The 19,159-nt window shown below is 71.5% G+C and carries 17 protein-coding genes; 9 read left to right on the top strand and 8 right to left on the bottom strand.

All coding sequences use genetic code 11. The features are described from left to right. Nucleotides 1-133: 133 nt before the first annotated feature. On the bottom strand, nt 134-2,185 hold the full coding sequence (locus AC067U_RS22525) for a CocE/NonD family hydrolase (protein ID WP_478831517.1): 2,052 nt from the start codon (nt 2,183-2,185) through the stop codon (nt 134-136). A 206-nt stretch (nt 2,186-2,391) separates the two neighbouring features. Between AC067U_RS22525 and AC067U_RS22520 the strand changes: the two genes are divergently transcribed. From AC067U_RS22520 to AC067U_RS22505, 4 genes are all read left to right on the top strand, one after another. Beyond that, entirely contained in the window at nt 2,392-3,402 is a 1,011-nt protein-coding gene (locus tag AC067U_RS22520; RefSeq protein ID WP_478831516.1) for a polyprenyl synthetase family protein, read from the top strand. 223 nt (nt 3,403-3,625) lie between these two features. Continuing rightward, nucleotides 3,626-4,843 carry a LolA family protein gene (locus AC067U_RS22515; protein ID WP_478831515.1) on the top strand — a complete coding sequence of 406 codons (1,218 nt, stop codon included), beginning with the start codon at nt 3,626-3,628 and terminating at the stop codon, nt 4,841-4,843. 110 nt (nt 4,844-4,953) lie between these two features. Beyond that, nucleotides 4,954-5,157, top strand: coding sequence for a hypothetical protein (locus AC067U_RS22510; protein ID WP_478831514.1), 204 nt, complete (start codon nt 4,954-4,956; stop codon nt 5,155-5,157). Then, nucleotides 5,154-5,588, top strand: a complete 435-nt coding sequence (locus AC067U_RS22505) for a hypothetical protein (protein ID WP_478831513.1) — start codon at nt 5,154-5,156, stop codon at nt 5,586-5,588. Before AC067U_RS22510 ends, AC067U_RS22505 begins: the two co-directional genes overlap by 4 nt. Here AC067U_RS22505 and AC067U_RS22500 read toward each other — a convergent pair. The 7 genes from AC067U_RS22500 to AC067U_RS22470 form a co-directional block, all read right to left on the bottom strand. Further along, a complete protein-coding gene (locus AC067U_RS22500) occupies nt 5,578-6,909 on the bottom strand; it encodes a M28 family metallopeptidase (protein ID WP_478831512.1) in 1,332 nt (443 codons plus the stop codon). The genes AC067U_RS22505 and AC067U_RS22500 overlap by 11 nt on opposite strands. Nucleotides 6,910-7,097: 188 nt before the next feature. Further along, entirely contained in the window at nt 7,098-8,075 is a 978-nt protein-coding gene (rarD, locus tag AC067U_RS22495) for an EamA family transporter RarD (protein ID WP_478831511.1), read from the bottom strand. Between the two features lie 203 nt (nt 8,076-8,278). Beyond that, nucleotides 8,279-9,355, bottom strand: coding sequence for a 2-oxoacid:ferredoxin oxidoreductase subunit beta (locus tag AC067U_RS22490; RefSeq protein WP_478831510.1), 1,077 nt, complete (start codon nt 9,353-9,355; stop codon nt 8,279-8,281). Beyond that, a complete protein-coding gene (locus tag AC067U_RS22485; protein ID WP_478831509.1) occupies nt 9,348-11,291 on the bottom strand; it encodes a 2-oxoacid:acceptor oxidoreductase subunit alpha in 1,944 nt (647 codons plus the stop codon). Before AC067U_RS22485 ends, AC067U_RS22490 begins: the two co-directional genes overlap by 8 nt. Nucleotides 11,292-11,435: 144 nt before the next feature. Further along, on the bottom strand, nt 11,436-12,095 hold the full coding sequence (locus tag AC067U_RS22480) for a LuxR C-terminal-related transcriptional regulator (protein WP_478831644.1): 660 nt from the start codon (nt 12,093-12,095) through the stop codon (nt 11,436-11,438). A gap of 233 nt (nt 12,096-12,328) precedes the next feature. Then, nucleotides 12,329-13,666 carry a sensor histidine kinase gene (locus AC067U_RS22475; protein WP_478831508.1) on the bottom strand — a complete coding sequence of 446 codons (1,338 nt, stop codon included), beginning with the start codon at nt 13,664-13,666 and terminating at the stop codon, nt 12,329-12,331. Nucleotides 13,667-13,829: 163 nt separating this feature from the next. Further along, a complete protein-coding gene (locus AC067U_RS22470; protein WP_478831507.1) occupies nt 13,830-15,035 on the bottom strand; it encodes a sensor histidine kinase in 1,206 nt (401 codons plus the stop codon). An 82-nt stretch (nt 15,036-15,117) separates the two neighbouring features. On the opposite strand from AC067U_RS22470, the gene AC067U_RS22465 reads away from it, so the two are divergent. From AC067U_RS22465 to AC067U_RS22445, 5 genes are read left to right on the top strand one after another with little or no spacing between them, the layout of a single operon-like run. Further along, nucleotides 15,118-15,591 carry an NADH-quinone oxidoreductase subunit A gene (locus tag AC067U_RS22465; RefSeq protein WP_478831506.1) on the top strand — a complete coding sequence of 158 codons (474 nt, stop codon included), beginning with the start codon at nt 15,118-15,120 and terminating at the stop codon, nt 15,589-15,591. Then, complete coding sequence (locus AC067U_RS22460) at nt 15,582-16,163, top strand: NADH-quinone oxidoreductase subunit B (protein WP_478831505.1); 582 nt, start codon at nt 15,582-15,584, stop codon at nt 16,161-16,163. Before AC067U_RS22465 ends, AC067U_RS22460 begins: the two co-directional genes overlap by 10 nt. Beyond that, entirely contained in the window at nt 16,160-17,530 is a 1,371-nt protein-coding gene (locus AC067U_RS22455; protein WP_478831504.1) for an NADH-quinone oxidoreductase subunit C, read from the top strand. Before AC067U_RS22460 ends, AC067U_RS22455 begins: the two co-directional genes overlap by 4 nt. Further along, the gene (locus AC067U_RS22450) at nt 17,527-18,495 is read left to right on the top strand and encodes a complex I subunit 1/NuoH family protein (RefSeq protein WP_478831503.1); all 969 of its coding nucleotides are present in this window, start codon (nt 17,527-17,529) and stop codon (nt 18,493-18,495) included. Before AC067U_RS22455 ends, AC067U_RS22450 begins: the two co-directional genes overlap by 4 nt. Then, nucleotides 18,495-19,109 (top strand): NuoI/complex I 23 kDa subunit family protein, encoded by a 615-nt coding sequence (locus tag AC067U_RS22445; protein ID WP_478831502.1) that lies wholly within the window; start codon nt 18,495-18,497, stop codon nt 19,107-19,109. The genes AC067U_RS22450 and AC067U_RS22445 overlap by 1 nt, the downstream gene beginning before the upstream one ends. Nucleotides 19,110-19,159 lie beyond the last annotated feature (50 nt).

Genomic DNA, 19,159 nt, shown 5'->3' with positions numbered 1-19,159 from the left:
CCCCGCGCAGCGGACCGCCCCCCCGCAACGGACCGGCCCCCCGGGCAGCCGCCCCGGGCAGCCCCCCGGGCGCCCCCCGGGCACACGCCCCGCGGGGTGCGGGGCGGCAGCCCTGGCGCGGGGACGGGGGCGCCTAGCCCGCGGCACGCGGAAGGCGGCGCTGCCACGTCCGGTGGAAGACCACCTCGTCCCCCTCACGGCAGACCAGCTCGTTCGAGGTGACGAAGCCCCCCTCGTCGCAGGACGTCTCCGAGTGCGTCTCCACGCGGACGTCCCAGCCGTCCTCCGGCCGGTGCAGCCGGACCCGCCAGTCCGAGCGCGCCCGCGCCGACAGCGGGTCCGCGTCCTGGATCTCGTAGACCTCCAGCACCTCCTCGCCGGCCTCCAGGCCGTCCGGGTACACCCGCGGGCCGTCGTACCGCGGGTCAACCTCCAGCCGCCACAGCCCGCGCGCGACGTCCCGTACGACCAGCCGCTCCGGCCGCGGCTCGTCCAGCGTCACCGGCACCGAGACGCCCAGCGGTTCCGCCTGCTCCGGCCCCTCGAAGGACACCTCCGCGTCCGCCGGCGACGCGCTCCGCACCGGAAGGACCAGCTCGCTGCCGGCCGGATCCACCGTCCACCCCGCCTCCGAGCCGGCCCGCGGCCAGATCCACGGCCAGTACGCCGAGGAAAGCGCCAGCCGGATCCGGTGCCCCGGCGGGAACGCGTGCCCGATGGCGTTGAGCTCGAACGTGACCGTCTCCCAGGCGCCCACCGGCCACGGCACCGCCCGGTCCCGCCCCGACCGCGCCGACAGGTTGAGCGCTCCCCTGGTGACCAGCGTCGACGCCCCGTCCGGCGCGACGTCGCACAGCCGCGCGACGATCTGGCCGTACGGGACGTCCATCCGGAGCCGGACCGTCACCGAGGCCCGGCCCAGCACCTCCACCGCGGAGCCGCCGGGAACTCCGGGCGCTCCCGGCGCTCCCGGCACCGGGAACTCGAAGCACGCCGACTTCGCGTCCTCTTCCCGCTGGTCCGGCGGCAGGTCGGCCTCGTTGCCGAACGGGCAGAACCGCCCCGCGTCCAGTCCCGTGTGCTGCGGCGAGCGGACCGGCACCAGCGCGCCCTGGAGGGCGTACGCGACGGGTTCCACGTTCGGCGAGGGCCACCCGGGGTCGGCGGCCCAGCGCCCCGGCAGCTCCTCGTACGAGGTGCGCGGCGGGTGCGAGCCGCTGATCCAGGAGCGGAGCAGCGGCTCCGCCATCACCCCGTTGTCGGCCCCCTTCAGCCAGTGGTCCCACCATCGCAGGGTCTCCTGCAGGAAGCCGATCGCCGGCCCCGGCGGCAGCCCGCGGTCCGGGTACTGGTGCGGCCAGGGCCCGATCACCCCCCGCACCCGGTCCGCGGGCAGCGCGGCCACCAGCCGCAGCACCGCGTCCCGGTACGGGTCGTGCCAGCCGCCGACCGCGAGCACGGCCGCGCCGATCGCCCCGGGGTCCTCGCAGACGCTGCCGTGCCTCCAGTAGTCGTCCCGGGTCTGGTGGGAGAGCCAGGTGTGGAGCAGCGGCTCCACCGCCTCCAGCCGGGACAGCCACAGGTCCCGCCAGCCCTCGCCCGCGTACCGCGGGTCCGGCGGACGCGCCGAGAGGGCCAGCATGGCCGCGCCCCGGGCGTGCATCTCCGAGCCGAGCACCGAGCCGCCCATGTAGTGCGCGTCGTTGTCGTAGCGGTCGTCGCTCGCACAGACCGCGACCACGGCCTTCAGCGGCTCGGGCGCGAGCGCGGCGACCTGCAGCGAGTTGGAGCCGCCCCAGGAGACGCCGAACATGCCGACGGAGCCCGTGCACCAGGGCTGCGCCGCCAGCCATTCGACGACCTCGGCCCCGTCGGCCAGCTCCCGCGCGTCGTACTCGTCGCCGGGCCGGCCGCCGCTGTTGCCGTGGCCGCGTACGTCGACCCGTACGGAGGCGTAGCCGTGCCCGGCGTACCAGGGGTGGCGCTGCGCGTCGCGCGGCGCGGTCCAGTCGGTGAGCCGGTACGGGAGGTACTCCAGCAGGGCCGGTACCGGCGCGTCGGTGACGGGCCGCCAGATCCGCGCGTACAGCCGCACCCCGTCCCGCATCGGGATCCGGACGTCCTCGTGGCGCGTCTCATGGGGGAAGGAGGTGCGGATCGTCGTACGGGCCACGGGCCGGCTCATGGGCAAAACGCACTCTCCACACCAATCGACACACAGAGAACATACCGGGGTGCATGGGGTGGTGTACGGAAGGCGGGACCGCCTGGACCGGCGGGCGCTCACGGTGATCGAAAATGGACGGGATACGCTGGCTTGAGTGAAGGCAGCGACACATCGACAATCCAGGTGATCGTCACCGTGGTCGTCAGCAGACAGGAGTACCCCTCGTGACCGTCGTCGGGCCGTTCGGACTGCGCGTGCGGGACCAGGCTCTTGAGACCGATGTCCAGGCCGGACTGGCCGCCGTCGAGGCGGGTCTGCTGGAGGCCACCAAGAGCGAGGTCCCCTTCATCACCGAAGCCGCCCAGCACCTGGTGAAGGCCGGGGGCAAGCGCTTCCGTCCGCTGCTGGTGATGCTGGCCGCCCGATTCGGGGACCCGTACGCACCCGGGATCGTGCCCTCCGCCGTGGTCGTGGAGCTCACCCACCTGGCGACCCTCTACCACGACGACGTCATGGACGAGGCGGACGTGCGCCGCGGGGTGCCCAGCGCCAACGCCCGCTGGGGGAACTCGGTGGCCGTCCTGACGGGTGACTTCCTCTTCGCCCGCGCCTCGCACATCCTGGCCGACCTCGGCCCGGAGGCCGTCCGCATCCAGGCCGAGGCCTTCGAGCGGCTGGTCACCGGACAGATCCTGGAGACCGCGGGCCCGCGGGACGGCCGGGACCCCGTCGAGCACTACCTGGAGGTCATGTCCGGCAAGACCGGCTCGCTGGTCGCCGTCTCCTGCCGCTTCGGCGCGCTGATGGCCGGCGCCGACGAGGCGGCCGTCGACATCCTCACGCAGTACGGCGAACGCCTCGGCACCGCCTTCCAGCTGGCCGACGACGTGCTGGACATCGCCTCCGACACCCACGAGTCGGGCAAGACCCCCGGCACCGACCTGCGCGAGGGCATCCCGACGCTGCCGGTGCTGCGGCTGCGCGAGATGGCCGCGCGGGACGGCCGCGAGGAGGACCTGGACCTCGTCCAGCTCCTCGACGGCGACCTCACCGACGACGCCCGGCACGCCGAGGTGCTGGCCCGGCTCCGGGTGCACCCGGCGCTGGAACAGGCCCGCCGCGACACCGTGCGCTACGCCGAGGAGGCCAGGGCCACCCTGGCCCCGCTGCCCGACTGCTTCGCCAAGTCGGCGCTGGAGGAACTGTGCGACGCGGTGGTCCACCGCGCGGGGTAGTACGCCCGGGGTAGTGCGCGCGGGGTAGTGCGCGCGGGCGGTCGGCACCCGCTGCGGGAAACGGCCCTTCCGAACCCCTACGGGATGGGGGAGGAGGGGCCTTGCCATGTCATACCGGGGTCGTACGCGGAGTTGGCTCCGGGGGTTGACGCGCACCCCGTGTCCGGTTTGGTCAGATGGAGCCATCAACCGCACCGGATCGGGACAGAGGGCAGGATCTGACATGGCAGCGAACGTGAAGACTTCCCGCAAGGCCGCTCGGTACGCCGTACCCGCCGTGGTGCTCGGCGTGGTGGGCGCGACGGTCGCACTCGTCCCGGCCTTCGCCAACGCCGGCGGCCCCGACCTGCCGAAGATCACGGCGCAGGAGCTGATCGAGAAGATCGCCGCCTCCGAGGTGGAGCAGCTGTCCGGCACGGCGAAGATCACCACGGACCTCGGCCTGCCGAAGCTGGCCGGCGGCCTGCTCGGCGGTGTCGGCGGCGCCGGCGGGATCGCGGGCGGCTCGGCGAACCCGGAGGACAAGCTGGCGCAGCTGGCCGCCGGCACCCACACCTTCAAGGTGGCGGCGGACGGCCCCGACCGTCAGAAGCTGACCTTCCTGGACGGGAAGGACGAGTACACCCTCGTCCACAACGGCAAGGACGTCTGGGGCTACGACAGCAAGTCCAACGAGGTCTTCCACGAGAAGTCGGAGGAGGCCGGGGCGCCGGGGGAGGCCGGCAAGCGGCACAAGACCGCCGAGCGGATGCCCGCCACGCCCAAGCAGCTGGCCGAGGAGGCCCTGAAGGCCGCCGGCCCCACCACCACGGTGACCGTCGGCGACACCGCGCAGGTGGCCGGGCGGAACGCCTACCAGCTGGTGCTCACGCCCAAGCAGTCCGGTTCCACGGTCGGTTCGGTCCGGATAGCGGTCGACGCGAAGAACGGCGTGCCGCTGCGCGTCCAGCTGCTGTCGAGCAAGGGTGGCAAGCCGATCGTCGACGCGGGCTTCACCCAGGTCGAGTTCGCCAAGCCGGCCGCCTCCGCCTTCGAGTTCACCCCGCCCAAGGGCGCCAAGGTGACCGAGGGTGAGGGCGAGCACGGCAAGGACGGGGGCAAGGAGTTCAAGGCCCTGGAGTCCCTCCCGGGTTTCGGTGGACTGACCGGCGGAGCCGGCGGCCCGGGCGATGTGAAGGAGCTGGGCGAGGGCTGGGCCACGGTGGCCCGCATCGACTCCGGTGCCGGCCAGGGTCTCAAGGAGCTGGAGAACGACAAGAACGCGCCGAAGGAGGCCAAGCAGTTCATGGACTCCCTCGGGGACAAGGTCTCCGGCAAGTTCGGTGAGGGCCGGGTCTTCTCGACCCGCCTGGTCAACGCCTTGATCACGGACGACGGCAAGGTCTACGTCGGCGCGGTCACGGCGGACCAGCTGGTGAAGACGGCCAACGCCGACAAGTAGGCGGCAGGCGGCCCCGCCTGCGCGACGAGGGTGGCCCGGGACCTGTGTCCCCGGCCACCCTTCGGCCGTTCCCTTTCTGCGTACAGCGCGCCCGCTGTACGGTGAACGGCATGTCGAGACACGTCACCATCCGCCTGGACGAGGAGTTCCACGACCGCCTCAAGGCGCGGGCGGCGGCGCTGGGTACGACGGTCACCGCGATGATCACCGAGGTCACCGAACGCGAACTGGACGAGGACCGGAAGAAGTTCCTGTCCGGCATCGAGGAGTTCGCCGATCACTGGGGCTACTTCCAGGAGCGGTTCGGCCATTGAAGATCACCATGGAGTGGGCCTGGACCGCCCTGGCCCATCATCTCCCCTCCGACCCCGCCGTCTGGGACCCGTCCGGGGTCGCCGCCGCCGTGGCCCGGCACCAGAACGACCTGGTGCTCGTGCCCGAGCAGCCGGCCCCCGACACCGCCTGGCGGGCCGCCGCTTTCCTGCACACCCTGGCGGTGTGCCCCGCCCTCGAATCCCCGATGAACGAGTTCTACGCGGCCGCGGCCACCCGCTCGTACCTGCGGGTGGCCGGTGCCAGACAGCTGCCGTCGCCGGAAGTGCTGGGGGATCTGGTGGAGGCCGCCAAGAAGGGCCGGGCGGACGTCGCCGCGGTCGCCGAGGAACTGCGCGCCCAGATCCAGGAGCCGCCGCCGGTCCTGCACGGCGACGGCTCCGAGGACGGCGGCACCGGGATCAGAAAGTGATCTTCCAGCTGTTGATGTAGCCGACGTCCTGCGCGGCCAGGTCCTTCACCCGGAGGTTCCAGACCCCGTTCGCGACCTCACTGGAGGCGTTGACGGTGTACGACTGGACGAGGTTGTCGGCGCTGCCGCCGCTGCGGTTGTGCAGGTTGTAGACGGTGCCGTCGGGGGCGATCAGGTCGACCACCAGGTCACCGCGGTAGGTGTGGACGATGTTCACGTCCACCTTGGTGGTGGCCGGGGCGTTGCCCGCGACACCCGAGGCCGTGATCGGCGAGTTCACCGCGGCGGCCGGGTAGTCGGGGACGTTCACGTCGGCGGTGTTCTCGAAGGACGGGCCGGGCGGGACCGGGGTGGCGGCGCCCAGGTTCCAGATCGCGTAGGCGGCGGCGTCGCTGTTGCGGTCCAGGGCGGTGTCGTTGATGTTCGCCGTGGTGTCGCAGGAGGAGTGGTAGCAGCGGTCGAAGGACTGGCCGGCGGTGCCGCCCCACTTCTGCGCCTGGGCCGAGGTCTTGGTGTTGCCGGCGCCGGTGAACAGGCCTCCGACCGGGATGCCGACGTTCTTGAACGAGGCGTGGTCGGAACGCCCGTCGCCCTCGGTCTCGATCTCGGTCGGGACGCCGATGCCCGCGAAGTAGTTCTTGAAGGTCTGCTCGATGGTCGGGTCGTCGTCGTAGACGAAGTAGCCCGGGTTCGGCGAACCGATCATGTCGAAGTTCAGGTAGCCCGCGAACTTCGCCCGCTCGGCGGCGGACAGGCTGTTCACGTAGTTCTTCGAGCCGACCAGGCCGAGTTCCTCGGCGCCCCACCAGCCGAAGCGCAGGTGCTTGGTGGGCTGGAGCTGGGCGCGGGAGACGGCGAGCGCGACCTCCAGGGTCGCCGCCGAGCCCGAGCCGTTGTCGTTGATCCCGGCGCCCGAGGTGACCGAGTCCAGGTGCGACCCGGCCATCAGGATCGAGTCGGGGTCGCCGCCCGGCCAGTCGGCGATCAGGTTGTAGCCGGTGGCGCCGCTGTACGTGAAGGTCTGCAGGCTGGTGGTGAAGCCGGCCGCGTCGAGCTTGGCCTTCACGTAGTCGATCGACGCCTTGTAGCCGGTCCGCCCGTGGGCCCGGTTGCCGCCGTTGTTCGCGGCGATGGTCGAGAACTGCGTCAGATGCGCCTTGACGTTGGCCAGCGGTATGTCCGGCGGGGTCGGTGCGGCGGTGGCGGTGGCGGCCGCCGGTGCGGCCAGGGCGGAGGGCGCGGTTGCGGCGACCAGCCCGCCGACCGCGAGGGCGGCGACGGCGGCGAAGACGGCAGGGCGCCGCGAAACGGACAGACTCATGTGGGGGCTCCGTGATTCCGAACGGGGATGGAACGGAACGTGCGGGGATAGAGCGTCTGTGCGAGCCCGATGGTCAGTGAGGATATGACAGTGCGTCAAGAGCGTAATCCGGTCAGCATGGTTCGCTGAACGGACGGTCCCCCGTACGCATGGTGCGTACGGGGGACCGAGTGGCGGAGGGGGCGGTGTTACGCCGGCTCGCGCGCGGGTGCCGCCGTGTCTGCGGCGGGTGCCTGTGGGGCCTCCTGCGGGACCTCTTGCGCGGCGGCCAGGGCGGCCCGGCTGCGCCGGGCGGCGCGCAGCGCGTCCCAGGTGAGCAGGGCCAGTGCGGCCCACACCAGAGCGAAGCCGGCCCAGCGCTCGGGCGGCATGGCCTCGTGGAAGTAGAGGACGCCCAGGGCGAACTGGAACACCGGCGCCATGTACTGCAGCAGTCCGAGGGTGGACAGCGGCACCCGGATGGCGGCGGCACCGAAGCAGACCAGCGGCAGCGCGGTGACCAGGCCGGTGGCGACGAGCAGGCCGCCGTGTCCGGCACCGTGCTGCCCGAAGGCCAGCCCACCCTGGCCGGAGAGCCACAGCAGATAGCCCAGGGCGGGCAGGAACTGCACGGCGGTCTCGGCGGCCAGCGACTCCACCCCACCGAGGTTGATCTTCTTCTTGATCAGCCCGTAGGTGCCGAAGGAGAAGGCCAGGATCAGCGAGATCCACGGCGGGCGCCCGTACCCGAAGGCCAGGACCAGCACGGCGGTGAGGGCGATGCCGACCGCCGCCCACTGGGCCGGACGCAGCCGCTCACCGAGCACCAGGACCCCGATGCCGATGCTGACCAGGGGGTTGATGAAGTAGCCGAGGCTGGCCTCGACCACGTGCCCGGCGTTGACGGCCCAGATGTAGACGCCCCAGTTCACCGTGATCACGGTGGCGGCGAGCGCGGTCAGGGCCAGCTTGCGGGGCTGCCGGAGGAGCTCCGGTATCCAGCTCCAGCGGCGCAGCGCGCAGAGCAGCAGGGCCACCACGGCCAGGGACCAGACCATCCGGTGGGCCAGGATCTCCAGGGCCTCGGCAGGCTTGAGCAGGGGCCAGAAGAGGGGCACGAGTCCCCACATGCCGTAGGCGGCGAATCCGTAGAGCAGACCCGTGCGCTGTTCGTTCTGTGCCTTCACGGGCCCTCCACCGCTACTTCAAGCCAACTTCTCGACCGTAGCGCCGGCGGCGTTATATGTCATGTCCGTAGACAGTGACAGTCATGACATCCCACATGGTAGACGGTGGGGCGGGCCCTGCGGGCCCCGCCGGGTGGCCGCGGGCAGCAGAACGGGCCCGGAGCTCAGCGGAGCTCCGGGCCCGTGGGGCCGTTCCGGGCGGGTCAGCCGACGACGGTCCAGGTGTCGTTGCCGGCGAGGAGGCGGCCGAGGTCGCCCTTGCCGTTCTGCTCGATGGCCTGGTCGAGCTGGTCGGACATCTGGGTGTCGTAGACGGGCCGCTCGACGCTGCGGAAGACGCCGATGGGGGTCTGGTGCAGGGTGTCGGGGTCGGCGAGCCGGGAGAGGGCGAAGGCGGTGGTCGGGGACGCGCTGTGGGCGTCGTGGACCAGGATCCGCGCCTCGTTCTCGGGGGTGACCGCGACGACTTCGAGGTCGCCGGTGGCCGGGTGGCGGACGACGCCCTTGTGGCCGTCGGCGCCGAACCGGATGGGCTTGCCGTGTTCCAGGCGGATGACGGCTTCCAGGGCCTGGTCCTGGTCCTTGAGGACCTCGAAGGCGCCGTCGTTGAAGATGTTGCAGTTCTGGTAGATCTCCACCAGGGCGGTGCCGGGGTGGTCGGCGGCCTGCCGCAGGACCTCGGTGAGGTGCTTGCGGTCGGAGTCGACCGTGCGGGCCACGAAGGAGGCCTCCGCGCCCAGGGCCAGCGAGACCGGGTTGAACGGGGCGTCCAGGGAGCCCATGGGGGTGGACTTGGTGATCTTCCCGACCTCGGAGGTGGGGGAGTACTGGCCCTTGGTGAGTCCGTAGATCCGGTTGTTGAACAGGAGGATCTTGAGGTTCACATTGCGGCGGAGGGCGTGGATGAGGTGGTTTCCGCCGATGGAGAGGGCGTCGCCGTCGCCGGTGACCACCCAGACGGAGAGGTCGCGGCGGGAGGAGGCCAGGCCGGTGGCGATGGCCGGGGCGCGTCCGTGGATGGAGTGCATCCCGTAGGTGTTCATGTAGTACGGGAAGCGGGAGGAGCAGCCGATGCCGGAGACGAACACGATGTTCTCCCGGGCCAGGCCGAGCTCGGGCATGAAGCCCTGCACCGCGGCCAGCACGGCGTAGTCACCGCAACCGGGGCACCATCGGACCTCCTGGTCCGACTTGAAGTCCTTCATGGACTGCTTGGCCTCGGCCTTGGGGACCAGCGAGAGCAGGGAGTGACCGGCAGGTGCCGCCGCCGTCTCAGTCATTGATGGCCTCCTTGAGAACCGTCGCGAGCTGCTCCGCCTTGAAGGGCATTCCGTTGACCTGGTTGTACGACTGGGCGTCGACCAAGTACTTCGCCCGGATCAGGGTGGCCAGCTGCCCGAGGTTCATCTCCGGCACCACTACCTTGTCGTAACGCTTCAGGACCTCCCCCAGATTCCGCGGGAAGGGGTTGAGGTGGCGCAGGTGGGCCTGCGCGATGGGGGCGCCGGTGATGCGGAGCCGGCGGACGGCTGCGGTGATCGGGCCGTAGGTGGAGCCCCAGCCCAGGACGAGTGTGCGGGCGTCGTCGGGGTCGTCGACGAGGAGGTCGGGGACCTCGATGCCGTCGATCTTGGCCTGCCGGGTGCGGACCATGAAGTCGTGGTTGGCGGGGTCGTAGGAGATGTTGCCGGTGCCGTCCTGCTTCTCGATGCCGCCGATCCGGTGTTCCAGGCCCGGGGTGCCCGGCACGGCCCAGGGGCGGGCCAGGGTCTGGGGGTCGCGCTTGTAGGGCCAGAACACCTCGGTGCCGTCGGCCAGCGTGTGGTTGGGCCCGGAGGCGAACTGCACCCGCAGGTCCGGGAGCTCCTCCAGGTCCGGGATCCGCCAGGGCTCGGAGCCGTTGGCCAGGTAGCCGTCGGAGAGCAGGAACACCGGGGTGCGGTAGGTCAGGGCGATCCGGGCCGCGTCCAGGGCGGCGTCGAAGCAGTCCGCCGGGGTGCGGGGGGCCACGACCGGGACCGGGGCCTCGCCGTTGCGCCCGTACATGGCCTGCAGGAGGTCGGCCTGCTCGGTCTTGGTGGGCAGGCCGGTGGAGGGGCCGCCGCGCTGGATGTCCACGATCAGCAGCGGCAGCTCCAGGGAGACCGCCAGGCCGATCGTCTCGGACTTCAGGGCCACACCGGGACCGGAGGTGGTGGTCACCGCCAGAGAGCCGCCGAAGGCCGCGCCCAGGGCCGCGCCGATGCCGGCGATCTCGTCCTCGGCCTGGAAGGTCCGCACGCCGAAGTTCTTGTGCCGGGACAGCTCGTGCAGGATGTCCGAGGCCGGGGTGATGGGGTAGGAGCCCAGGTAGAGCGGCAGGTCGGCCTGCCGGGAGGCCGCGACCAGGCCGTAGGACAGGGCCAGGTTCCCGGAGATGTTCCGGTAGGTGCCCGGCTCGAACGCCTTCGTGGCCGGTGCCACCTCGTAGGAGACCGCGAAGTCCTCGGTGGTCTCGCCGAAATTCCAGCCCGCCCGGAACGCCGCCACGTTCGCCGCCGCGATATCCGGCTTCTTCGCGAACTTCTGCCGGAGGAATTTCTCCGTGCCCTCCGTGGGGCGGTGATACATCCACGACAGCAGTCCCAGCGCGAACATGTTCTTGCTGCGCTCGGCCTCCTTGCGGGAAAGCCCGAAATCCTTCAGGGCCTCCACCGTCAGCGTGGTGAGCGGTACCGGATGCACGTTGAACGCGTCCAGGGATCCGTCTTCCAGCGGCGAGGTCTCATAGCCGACCTTCGCCATCGGCCGCTTGGTGAACTCATCGGTGTTGATGATGATCTCCGCGCCCCGCGGGACATCTCCGATGTTGGCCTTCAGGGCCGCCGGATTCATCGCCACCAGCACGTTCGGGGCGTCACCCGGAGTGAGGATGTCATGATCGGCGAAATGCAGCTGGAAGGACGACACGCCCGGCAGCGTGCCGGCGGGCGCCCGGATCTCGGCGGGGAAGTTCGGCAGCGTGGACAGGTCGTTCCCGAACGACGCCGTCTCCGAGGTGAAGCGGTCACCGGTGAGCTGCATTCCGTCACCCGAGTCACCCGCAAAACGAATGATCACACGGTCGAGGCGGCGAACTTCCTTGGCGTCCGAGCTCGCGGGCGTGCGCTGTTCGCCGACAACAGCCTCTTCGGCCCCGTCGGTCTGCTCGGCTGTGCTACTGACCTGGCTGGTCACTGAACTGGACCTCCTTCGAGGCATGGCATCCCCAAGGCCAACCCTACGTCGCTAAGGGTGTCCTTCCTCGGGCTGCTCATATTCTGGACGGCTTTTTGAGACGGCCGGTTCAATTACGCCTATATCTGACAGGGTGTCAGTTGATCAGGAATTCAGATAGGTGAGGACCGCCAGTACACGGCGGTGATCCCCGTCACTCGGCGAGAGGCCGAGTTTCATGAAGATGTTGCTGACGTGCTTCTCCACCGCTCCGTCGCTGACCACGAGCTGTTTCGCGATCGCCGAATTGGTGCGTCCCTCGGCCATCAGCCCCAGCACTTCGCGCTCGCGCGGGGTCAGCCCGGCCAGCACGTCCTGCTTGCGGCTGCGCCCCAGCAGCTGGGCCACCACCTCGGGGTCCAGGGCGGTGCCGCCCCGGGCGACCCGCACCACGGCCTCGGTGAACTCGCGGACCTCCGCGACGCGGTCCTTCAGCAGATACCCCACGCCGGTAGTGGAACCGGCCAGGAGTTCGGTGGCGTACTGCTCCTCCACGTACTGCGACAGCACCAGCACGCCTATGCCCGGGTGCTCCCGACGCAGGCGCACGGCCGCCCGCACCCCCTCGTCGGTGTGGGTCGGAGGCATGCGCACGTCCGTCACCACCACGTCCGGCACCGTGTGCTCGGCCGCGAGGTCCGCGACCGTCTTCAGCAGGGCTTCCGCGTCCCCGACGCCGGCCACGACGTCATGCCCCCGGTCGGTCAGCATCCGGGTCAGGCCCTCACGGAGCAGGACCGAATCCTCGGCGATGACCACCCGCACCCTGTCTTCCACGACGTATGCGCTCCCCGCGTCCACTCGTATCCGCCTTGTCACTGCTTCATGGTGAGCCAAGCATCCCAGCCTTACGGCCGGAACGCGGTCAGCCTCTCAGCGATACGAATGAAGATCGTGAAGAGTGCCCGCCCCGTGGACCGTCCCGTGGACCGTCCCGTGTGCCGGGCGGGGCGGGCGGGGAGCGGGCACGGGAGCGGGCGTGGGACGGGCGCGGCGCGTCAGTGGCGGGCCGTCGTGGCGGCCCGCTCCCGCCAGGGCAGCTCGGCGGTCGCCGTGGTCCCGCCGCCGACCGGGGAGCGGACGATCAGTACGCCGTCCACCGCGTCCAGCCGCTCCCCGAGCCCGGCCAGTCCGCCGCCGGCCCCGGCGGCCGCGCCGCCGCGCCCGTCATCCGTCACCTGGACCAGCAGCCGGTCGCCGGACTTCCACACGTCCACCGAGGCGGAGCGTGCTCCGGCGTGCTTGCTGATGTTCTGGAGGAGTTCGGAGACGGTGAAGTAGGCGATGCCTTCGATGGCTTCGGCGGGGCGGGTGGGGAGGTCGACGGTGACGCGTACGGGGACGGTGCAGCGGGAGGCGATGGCGGAGAGGGCGGCGTCGAGTCCGCGGTCCGTGAGGACGGCGGGGTGGATGCCGCGGGCGAGGTCGCGGAGTTCCTGGAGGGCGATCTTCACTTCGCCGTGTGCTTCGTCGACCATGCGGGCGGCTGCTTCGGGGTCTTCGGTGAGTTTTTCCTTGGCGAGGCCGAGGTCCATGGCGAGGGCGACGAGGCGGGCCTGGGCTCCGTCGTGGAGGTCGCGTTCGATGCGGCGGAGGTCGGCGGCGGCGGTGTCGACCACCACCCCCCGGTCCGACTCCAGCTCGGTGACCCGGCCGGCCAGCCGGGACGGGCCGAGCAGGCCCCTGACCAGCAGTCCGTCGACGGTGGTCAGCGCCCGCATCAGCCACGGCGTGACCAGGGTGAAGGCCAGGCCGAGCAGGAAGGCTCCGAGCACCCGGACCGGGCTGTCCACGTAGTAGGTGTAGTCGTCGTTCTGGAAGAGCGGGAGGCCCGGCTCGTCGGAGTAGACGGGGACCACCCAGAACCACAGCGGGCAGGTCACCAGCGTCCAGCCGATGGACCAGAAGACCATCGTGACGACGAAGGCGAAGAGCGACCACGGGAAGTGGAAGACCGAGTACACCGTGTGCCGCCAGGCGCTGCCGCTGCGCAGCAGCGCTCCGATCCAGGGGAAGACGCCGGGCTTGGCGCCCCGCACCGGCTCGGGGTCGGCGACGTCCAGCCCGAGCAGCACCCGGGCGCGGACCCGCTCGAACCGGCCGATGCCCCGGCACATGGCCAGTACGCCGGCGAGCACCGGGATGCCGAGGAAGGTGACCAGCAGGCCGGCCCCCAGGCTGATGCCCGTGATCGCCAGGGAGAAGTAGAGGACGCTCAGCGGGAACCCGAGCATCAGGTACCCGAACCTGCGCCAGGTCCGCCCCTCCAGGGGCGCCCGCAGAAGCTGCACCGCCACCGGCGGCCCGTCCGCTCCCGCCGTCGTCCTGCTGGTCATCTTCCGGCCCCGTTTCTGTCCGTCGTCCGTACGCTTCCACCCTCGCCGCCGGCCCCCTGGCCGGACCATGCGGCGGGTAGGCCTCTTCGCCGGGGGGATAACCCCACCCCCGGGGCGCGCCACCCCGCGGGCCGGCCCGGCCGCCGCGGGCGTGCGCCCCGGCCTACCTCCGTGCGGCCGGGGCGGTGGCGGAGCGGTCGCGCCAGGGCAGCTCGGCCGTCACCGTGGTCCCGCCGCCCTCGGGGGAGTCGACGACGAAGACGCCGTCCACCGCGTCCAGCCGTTCCGAGAGCCCGGCCAGTCCGGACCCGCCACCGGGCAGGGCCCCGCCCCGCCCGTCGTCCGAGACCCGGAGCATCAGCCGGGCCCCGGCCCCCGTCCCGGAGTGCCAGACCTCGACCTCGGCGCGCCGGGCGCGGGCGTGCTTGCTGATGTTCTGGAGGAGTTCGGAGACGGTGAAGTAGGCGATGCCTTCGATGGCTTCGGCGGGGCGGGTGGGGAGGTCGACGGTGACGCGTACGGGGACGGTGCAGCGGGAGGCGATGGCGGAGAGGGCGGCGTCGAGTCCGCGGTCGGTGAGGACGGCGGGGTGGATGCCGCGGGCGAGGTCGCGGAGTTCCTGGAGGGCGATCTTCACTTCGCCGTGTGCTTCGTCGACCATGCGGGCGGCTGCTTCGGGGTCCTCGGTGAGTTTTTCCTTGGCGAGGCCGAGGTCCATGGCGAGGGCGACGAGGCGGGCCTGGGCTCCGTCGTGGAGGTCGCGTTCGATGCGGCGGAGGTCGGCGGCGGCGGTGTCGACCACCACCCCCCGGTCCGACTCCAGCTCCGCGATGCGCCGCTCCAGCTCGTCCGAGGGCGAGAGCAGGCCCCGGACCAGCATCCGGTCCACGTTCGCCATGCCCCGGACCACCCACGGCAGCACCGGCCACAGCACGAACAGTCCGATCAGCGTCACCGTGAAGGTCAGCACGCCCCAGGGCAGCCGGATCAGGTGGAAGAGGACGCTCCGCCAGCCCACCGGATCCTTGAAGGCTGCCCACAGCCAGGCGAAGAACCCGCCCGACCGCCCCGGTCCGGGCAGCGGCGACGGCTCGTCCACGCGGACGCCGAGCAATATGCGGGCCCGCCCCCGTTCGAACCGTCCTGTCAGGCGGGACAGGTGGAGACCGACCGCGAGCAGCGGCAGTCCGACCACGGTCACGGACAGCCCGCCGGCCGTGCCGATCATGAACACCGTGTAAACAAAACCGATGATCGTGACGGGCAGATTCGCCAGGGCGTACCCGATCTCTTTCCACGTATCTACGCTGAAAACAGCGCGCACCGGCGAGGGCCGGTCGTTGTCCGGTCCCGGAGTGTTGACGCTCATGCGGCACAGCCTGTCAACCGCAGGGAGCTGATGCCATGGGGTGCCCTTGTCTCAGTGAACGGGGGATAACCCCACCCCCCTGATGGCAGGCCCTAGACTCCCGTCGGTACAGATCGTCGACAGTGGCCATGAGGAGCGAGGAACGGACGTGCCAGACCAGGCGGTATCGACCGTAACCGTGCTCGCGGCGGACTACTTCCGAAGTTATTCGGTCGTCGGCCTGCTCGCGGCTTTCGGTGTGCTCTTCGTGGCCGTGGCCTTCGGCGCGGGACGGCTGCTGCGGCCCGTCGTGCCCACGCCCGAAAAGCTGCTGACGTACGAATGCGGTGTCGACCCGGTCGGCGAGGGCTGGGCGCACACCCAGGTCCGCTACTACGTCTACGCGTTCCTCTACGTCATCTTCGCCGTCGACTCGATCTTCCTCTTCCCGTGGGCGACGGTGTTCGACGCCTCCGGCTACGGGGCCACCACCCTGGTCGAGATGTTCATCTTCCTGGGCTTCCTGGCCGTCGGCCTGCTCTACGCGTACAAGAAGGGCGTCCTCGAATGGACGTGACACCGGAGCCCCAGCTGCTCCCGGAGCCCAAGCGCCTGGGAGTGCTCTCCCGCCTCGCACCGGAGCCCATGAAGGTGGTCCTGAACTGGGGCCGCCGCTACAGCCTGTGGGTCTTCAACTTCGGCCTGGCCTGCTGCGCGATCGAGTTCATCGCCGCGTCCATGGCCCGCCACGACTTCATCCGGCTCGGGGTGATCCCGTTCGCGCCCGGACCGCGCCAGGCCGACCTGATGATCGTCTCGGGCACGGTCACGGACAAGATGGCCCCGGCGGTCAAGCGGCTCTACGAGCAGATGCCGGAGCCCAAGTACGTGATCTCCTTCGGCGCCTGCTCCAACTGCGGCGGCCCCTACTGGGACTCGTACTCGGTCACCAAGGGCGTGGACCAGATCATCCCGGTCGACGTCTACGTGCCCGGCTGCCCGCCCCGGCCCGAGGCGCTGCTCCAGGGCATCCTCAAGCTGCAGGAGAAGATCGCCCGCGAGTCGCTGGCCTCCCGCTACGCCGCGGACCGGCCCTCGGCCTCGGTGGCGCAGCTGACCAGCCCGCTCGTGAAGGGGCCGGACGCGTGAACCCGTACGACTCCCTGCCCGACGCCGCCCCCGAGATCTTCGGCGCGGAGGCCGTCGCCGACCTCTCCTACGACGTCCTGACCGTCGACGTGCCCGTCGGCTCCTGGATCTCCTCGCTGGAGATCGCCCGGGACAAGCTGGGCTGCACCTACTTCGACTGGCTGAGCGCCGTCGACGAGCCGGGCACCGGCTTCCGGATCTGCGCGCACGTGGTCGCCCTGGAGGGCCACCGCGTACGCCGCCTGCTGCTGCGCACCACCGTCCCGCACACCGCGCCCGAGCTGCCCTCGGCGGTCGCCGTGTACGCGGGTGCCTCCTGGCACGAGCGCGAGACGTACGAGATGTTCGGCGTCACCTTCACCGACCACCCGCACCTCGTCCCGCTGCTGCTGCCCGAGAACTTCGAGGGGCATCCGCTGCGGAAGGACTTCGTCCTGGCGGCCCGGGTCGCCAAGGCCTGGCCCGGCGCGAAGGAGCCGGGCGAGGGCGCGGAGACCGGCGGCCCCAAGCGGCGCACCATGCTGCCGCCGGGCGTGCCGGACCCCAACGACTGGGGCCCGCTCAAGGGCCAGCTCCCGCCCGCCCCGGCCCGTCCCGCCCGAACCCCGCGCGCCGCGGGCGACCGCCCGGCGCGCGCCCCGCGCGAGGGCGCGCCGGTACGCCGCTCCCGCTCGGTCGCGGAGGGCTCGGCCAGCCAGTCGGGCTCGGCGCCCGCCTCGCCCGAGGAAACCGGAACCACTGCCGCCGCCGCGGTCGAGCCGACCGAAACCCCGGCCCGCCCGGCGCGCCGTACCCGCTCGGCCTCCGACGGCTCGGCGAGCCAGCCGGCTCCCGCCGACGCGGTTCCCACCGAGGGTGCCGCTCCGTCGGACGCTGCGGTCGGGGATGGCCCGGCCCGCCCGGCGCGCCGCAGCCGCTCGGCCTCCGACGGCTCGGCGAGCCAGCCGGCTCCCGCTGCCCCGGAGGAGTCGGCGGCCCCTGCCGGGCAGCCGCCGGCTCGCCGTGCGGCGCCCCGCAGCAGCGACGCGCCCTGGCACAACCCGAAGCCCGCCTTCGACGAGCCGGAACGCCCGTCCGGGACCCCCGCACCCGCAGCGGAACCGGCCGCGCCGACCGAGCCGGCCGAACCCGCCGCGCCCGCGGCGCCGCAGGCCGAACCGGTGACGCCCGCCGCGCCGAGCGGGCAGACCGCCCCCGCGGAGCCCGCCGCCGCGCCCGCCGCGCCCGCCGCGCCCGCCGAACCGGCTGAGCAGCCTGCCGGACCCGCCGTAGCCGAAGGCGATGGCGCAGGCGAAGGCGATGACGGCGACGGTGGCGAAGCCACCAGGACCACCCGACCCGAAACCGACCACGGAGGCGACGCGTGAACGACGTGCTCGACGTCGCGCTGCGGATCATCGCCGTCTTCGCGATCTTCCTCGTGCTGCCGCTCGTCGTCGGACAGACGGAGCACAAGGTGATGGCGCACATGCAGGGCCGGCTCGGCCCGATGTACGCCGGCGGCTTCCACGGCTGGGCCCAGCTCGTCGCGGACGGCGTGAAGTTCGCGCAGAAGGAAGACGTCGTCCCGGCCAACGCCGACCGGCGGATCTTCCAGCTCGCGCCCGCCGTCGCGCTGCTCCCCTACCTCCTCGTCCTGATCGCCATCCCGATCGGCCCGGGCGAGGGCGCGGTCGGGCAGGTCATCGACGCCGGCGTGTTCTTCGTGCTCGCCGTCATGGGCGTCGGGATCCTCGGCTCCCTGATGGCCGGCTGGGCCTCCGCCAACAAGTTCTCCCTGCTCGGTGGTCTCCGCACCGCCGCCCAGCTGCTCGCCTACGAGCTCCCGATGCTCCTCGCGGCAGCCTCGGTCGCGATGGCCGCCGGCACCGTCTCCCTCCCGGGGATCGTCGGCGCCTTCGAGTGGTGGTGGCTGCCCTGGCAGATCGTCGGCGCGATCGTGTTCTTCACCGCCGGTCTCGCCGAACTGCAGCGTCCCCCCTTCGACATGCCCGTCGCCGACTCCGAGATCATCTTCGGCGCGTACACCGAGTACACGGGCCTGCGCTTCGCCCTGTTCCTGCTCGCCGAGTACGCCGGCATCGTCGTGCTCTGCGCGCTCACCAGCGTGCTCTTCCTCGGTGGCTGGCACGGCCCGTTCGGCGCCGACGGCCTCGGCTGGTTCTGGACCCTGCTGAAGACCGCCGTGCTCGCGTTCCTCGTCATCTGGCTGCGGGTCACCTACCCGCGACTGCGCGAGGACCAGCTGCAGCGGCTCGCCTGGACCACTCTCATCCCGCTCGCGCTCGCCCAGATCGCGCTCACCGGCATCGTGAAGGTGGCGATCCCGTAATGCCCATCCCCGGATCCGGTCTCGCCAAGGGCCTGGCCGTCACCCTGCGCACGATGACGAAGCGCTCGCACACCGCGCAGTACCCCGAGGTGCAGCCCGAACTCCCGCCGCGCACCCGCGGGGTCATCGGCCTGTTCGAGGAGAACTGCACGGTCTGCATGCTCTGCGCCCGTGAGTGCCCGGACTGGTGCATCTACATCGACTCCCACAAGGAGACGATCCCGGCCGCCACGCCCGGCGGCCGCGAGCGCAGCCGCAACGTCCTGGACCGTTTCGCCATCGACTTCTCCCTCTGCATGTACTGCGGTATCTGCATCGAGGTGTGCCCCTTCGACGCCCTCTTCTGGTCGCCGGAGTTCGAGTACGCGGAGACGGATATCCGCGAACTCACCCACGAGCGCGACAAGCTGCGCGAGTGGATGTGGACCGTTCCGGCCCCGCCCGCCCTCGACCCGGCCGCCGAGGAGCCCAAGGAGCTCGCGGCCGCCCGCAAGGCGGTCGAGAAGGCGGAGGCCGAAGCGGCCGCCGCCGCCGCTGCCGCCGCGGCCGAGGCGGAGAACGCCGCGGCCGCGGAACCGACCGACCCCGACGCGCTGGCCGGAGGTGCCGCGTGACCCACACCGCCCTCCTCGCCGCCGCCCAGGGCACCGCCGCCCAGGGCAAC

This window comes from Streptomyces sp. NPDC043853 (assembly GCF_056436025.1).
This window is presented reverse-complemented; position numbering and strand designations above follow the sequence as displayed.

Excerpts from the sequence above, each read along its gene's own strand:
- AC067U_RS22525 (WP_478831517.1), bottom strand. The coding sequence starts at position 2,185 with ATGAGCCGGCCCGTGGCCCGTACGACGATCCGCACCTCCTTCCCCCAT.
- AC067U_RS22515 (WP_478831515.1), top strand. The coding sequence starts at position 3,626 with ATGGCAGCGAACGTGAAGACTTCCCGCAAGGCCGCTCGGTACGCCGTA.
- AC067U_RS22510 (WP_478831514.1), top strand. The coding sequence starts at position 4,954 with ATGTCGAGACACGTCACCATCCGCCTGGACGAGGAGTTCCACGACCGC.
- AC067U_RS22500 (WP_478831512.1), bottom strand. The coding sequence starts at position 6,909 with ATGAGTCTGTCCGTTTCGCGGCGCCCTGCCGTCTTCGCCGCCGTCGCC.
- AC067U_RS22490 (WP_478831510.1), bottom strand. The coding sequence starts at position 9,355 with ATGACTGAGACGGCGGCGGCACCTGCCGGTCACTCCCTGCTCTCGCTG.
- AC067U_RS22475 (WP_478831508.1), bottom strand. The coding sequence starts at position 13,666 with ATGACCAGCAGGACGACGGCGGGAGCGGACGGGCCGCCGGTGGCGGTG.
- AC067U_RS22470 (WP_478831507.1), bottom strand. The coding sequence starts at position 15,035 with ATGAGCGTCAACACTCCGGGACCGGACAACGACCGGCCCTCGCCGGTG.
- AC067U_RS22465 (WP_478831506.1), top strand. The coding sequence starts at position 15,118 with ATGGCAGGCCCTAGACTCCCGTCGGTACAGATCGTCGACAGTGGCCAT.
- AC067U_RS22460 (WP_478831505.1), top strand. The coding sequence starts at position 15,582 with ATGGACGTGACACCGGAGCCCCAGCTGCTCCCGGAGCCCAAGCGCCTG.
- AC067U_RS22445 (WP_478831502.1), top strand. The coding sequence starts at position 18,495 with ATGCCCATCCCCGGATCCGGTCTCGCCAAGGGCCTGGCCGTCACCCTG.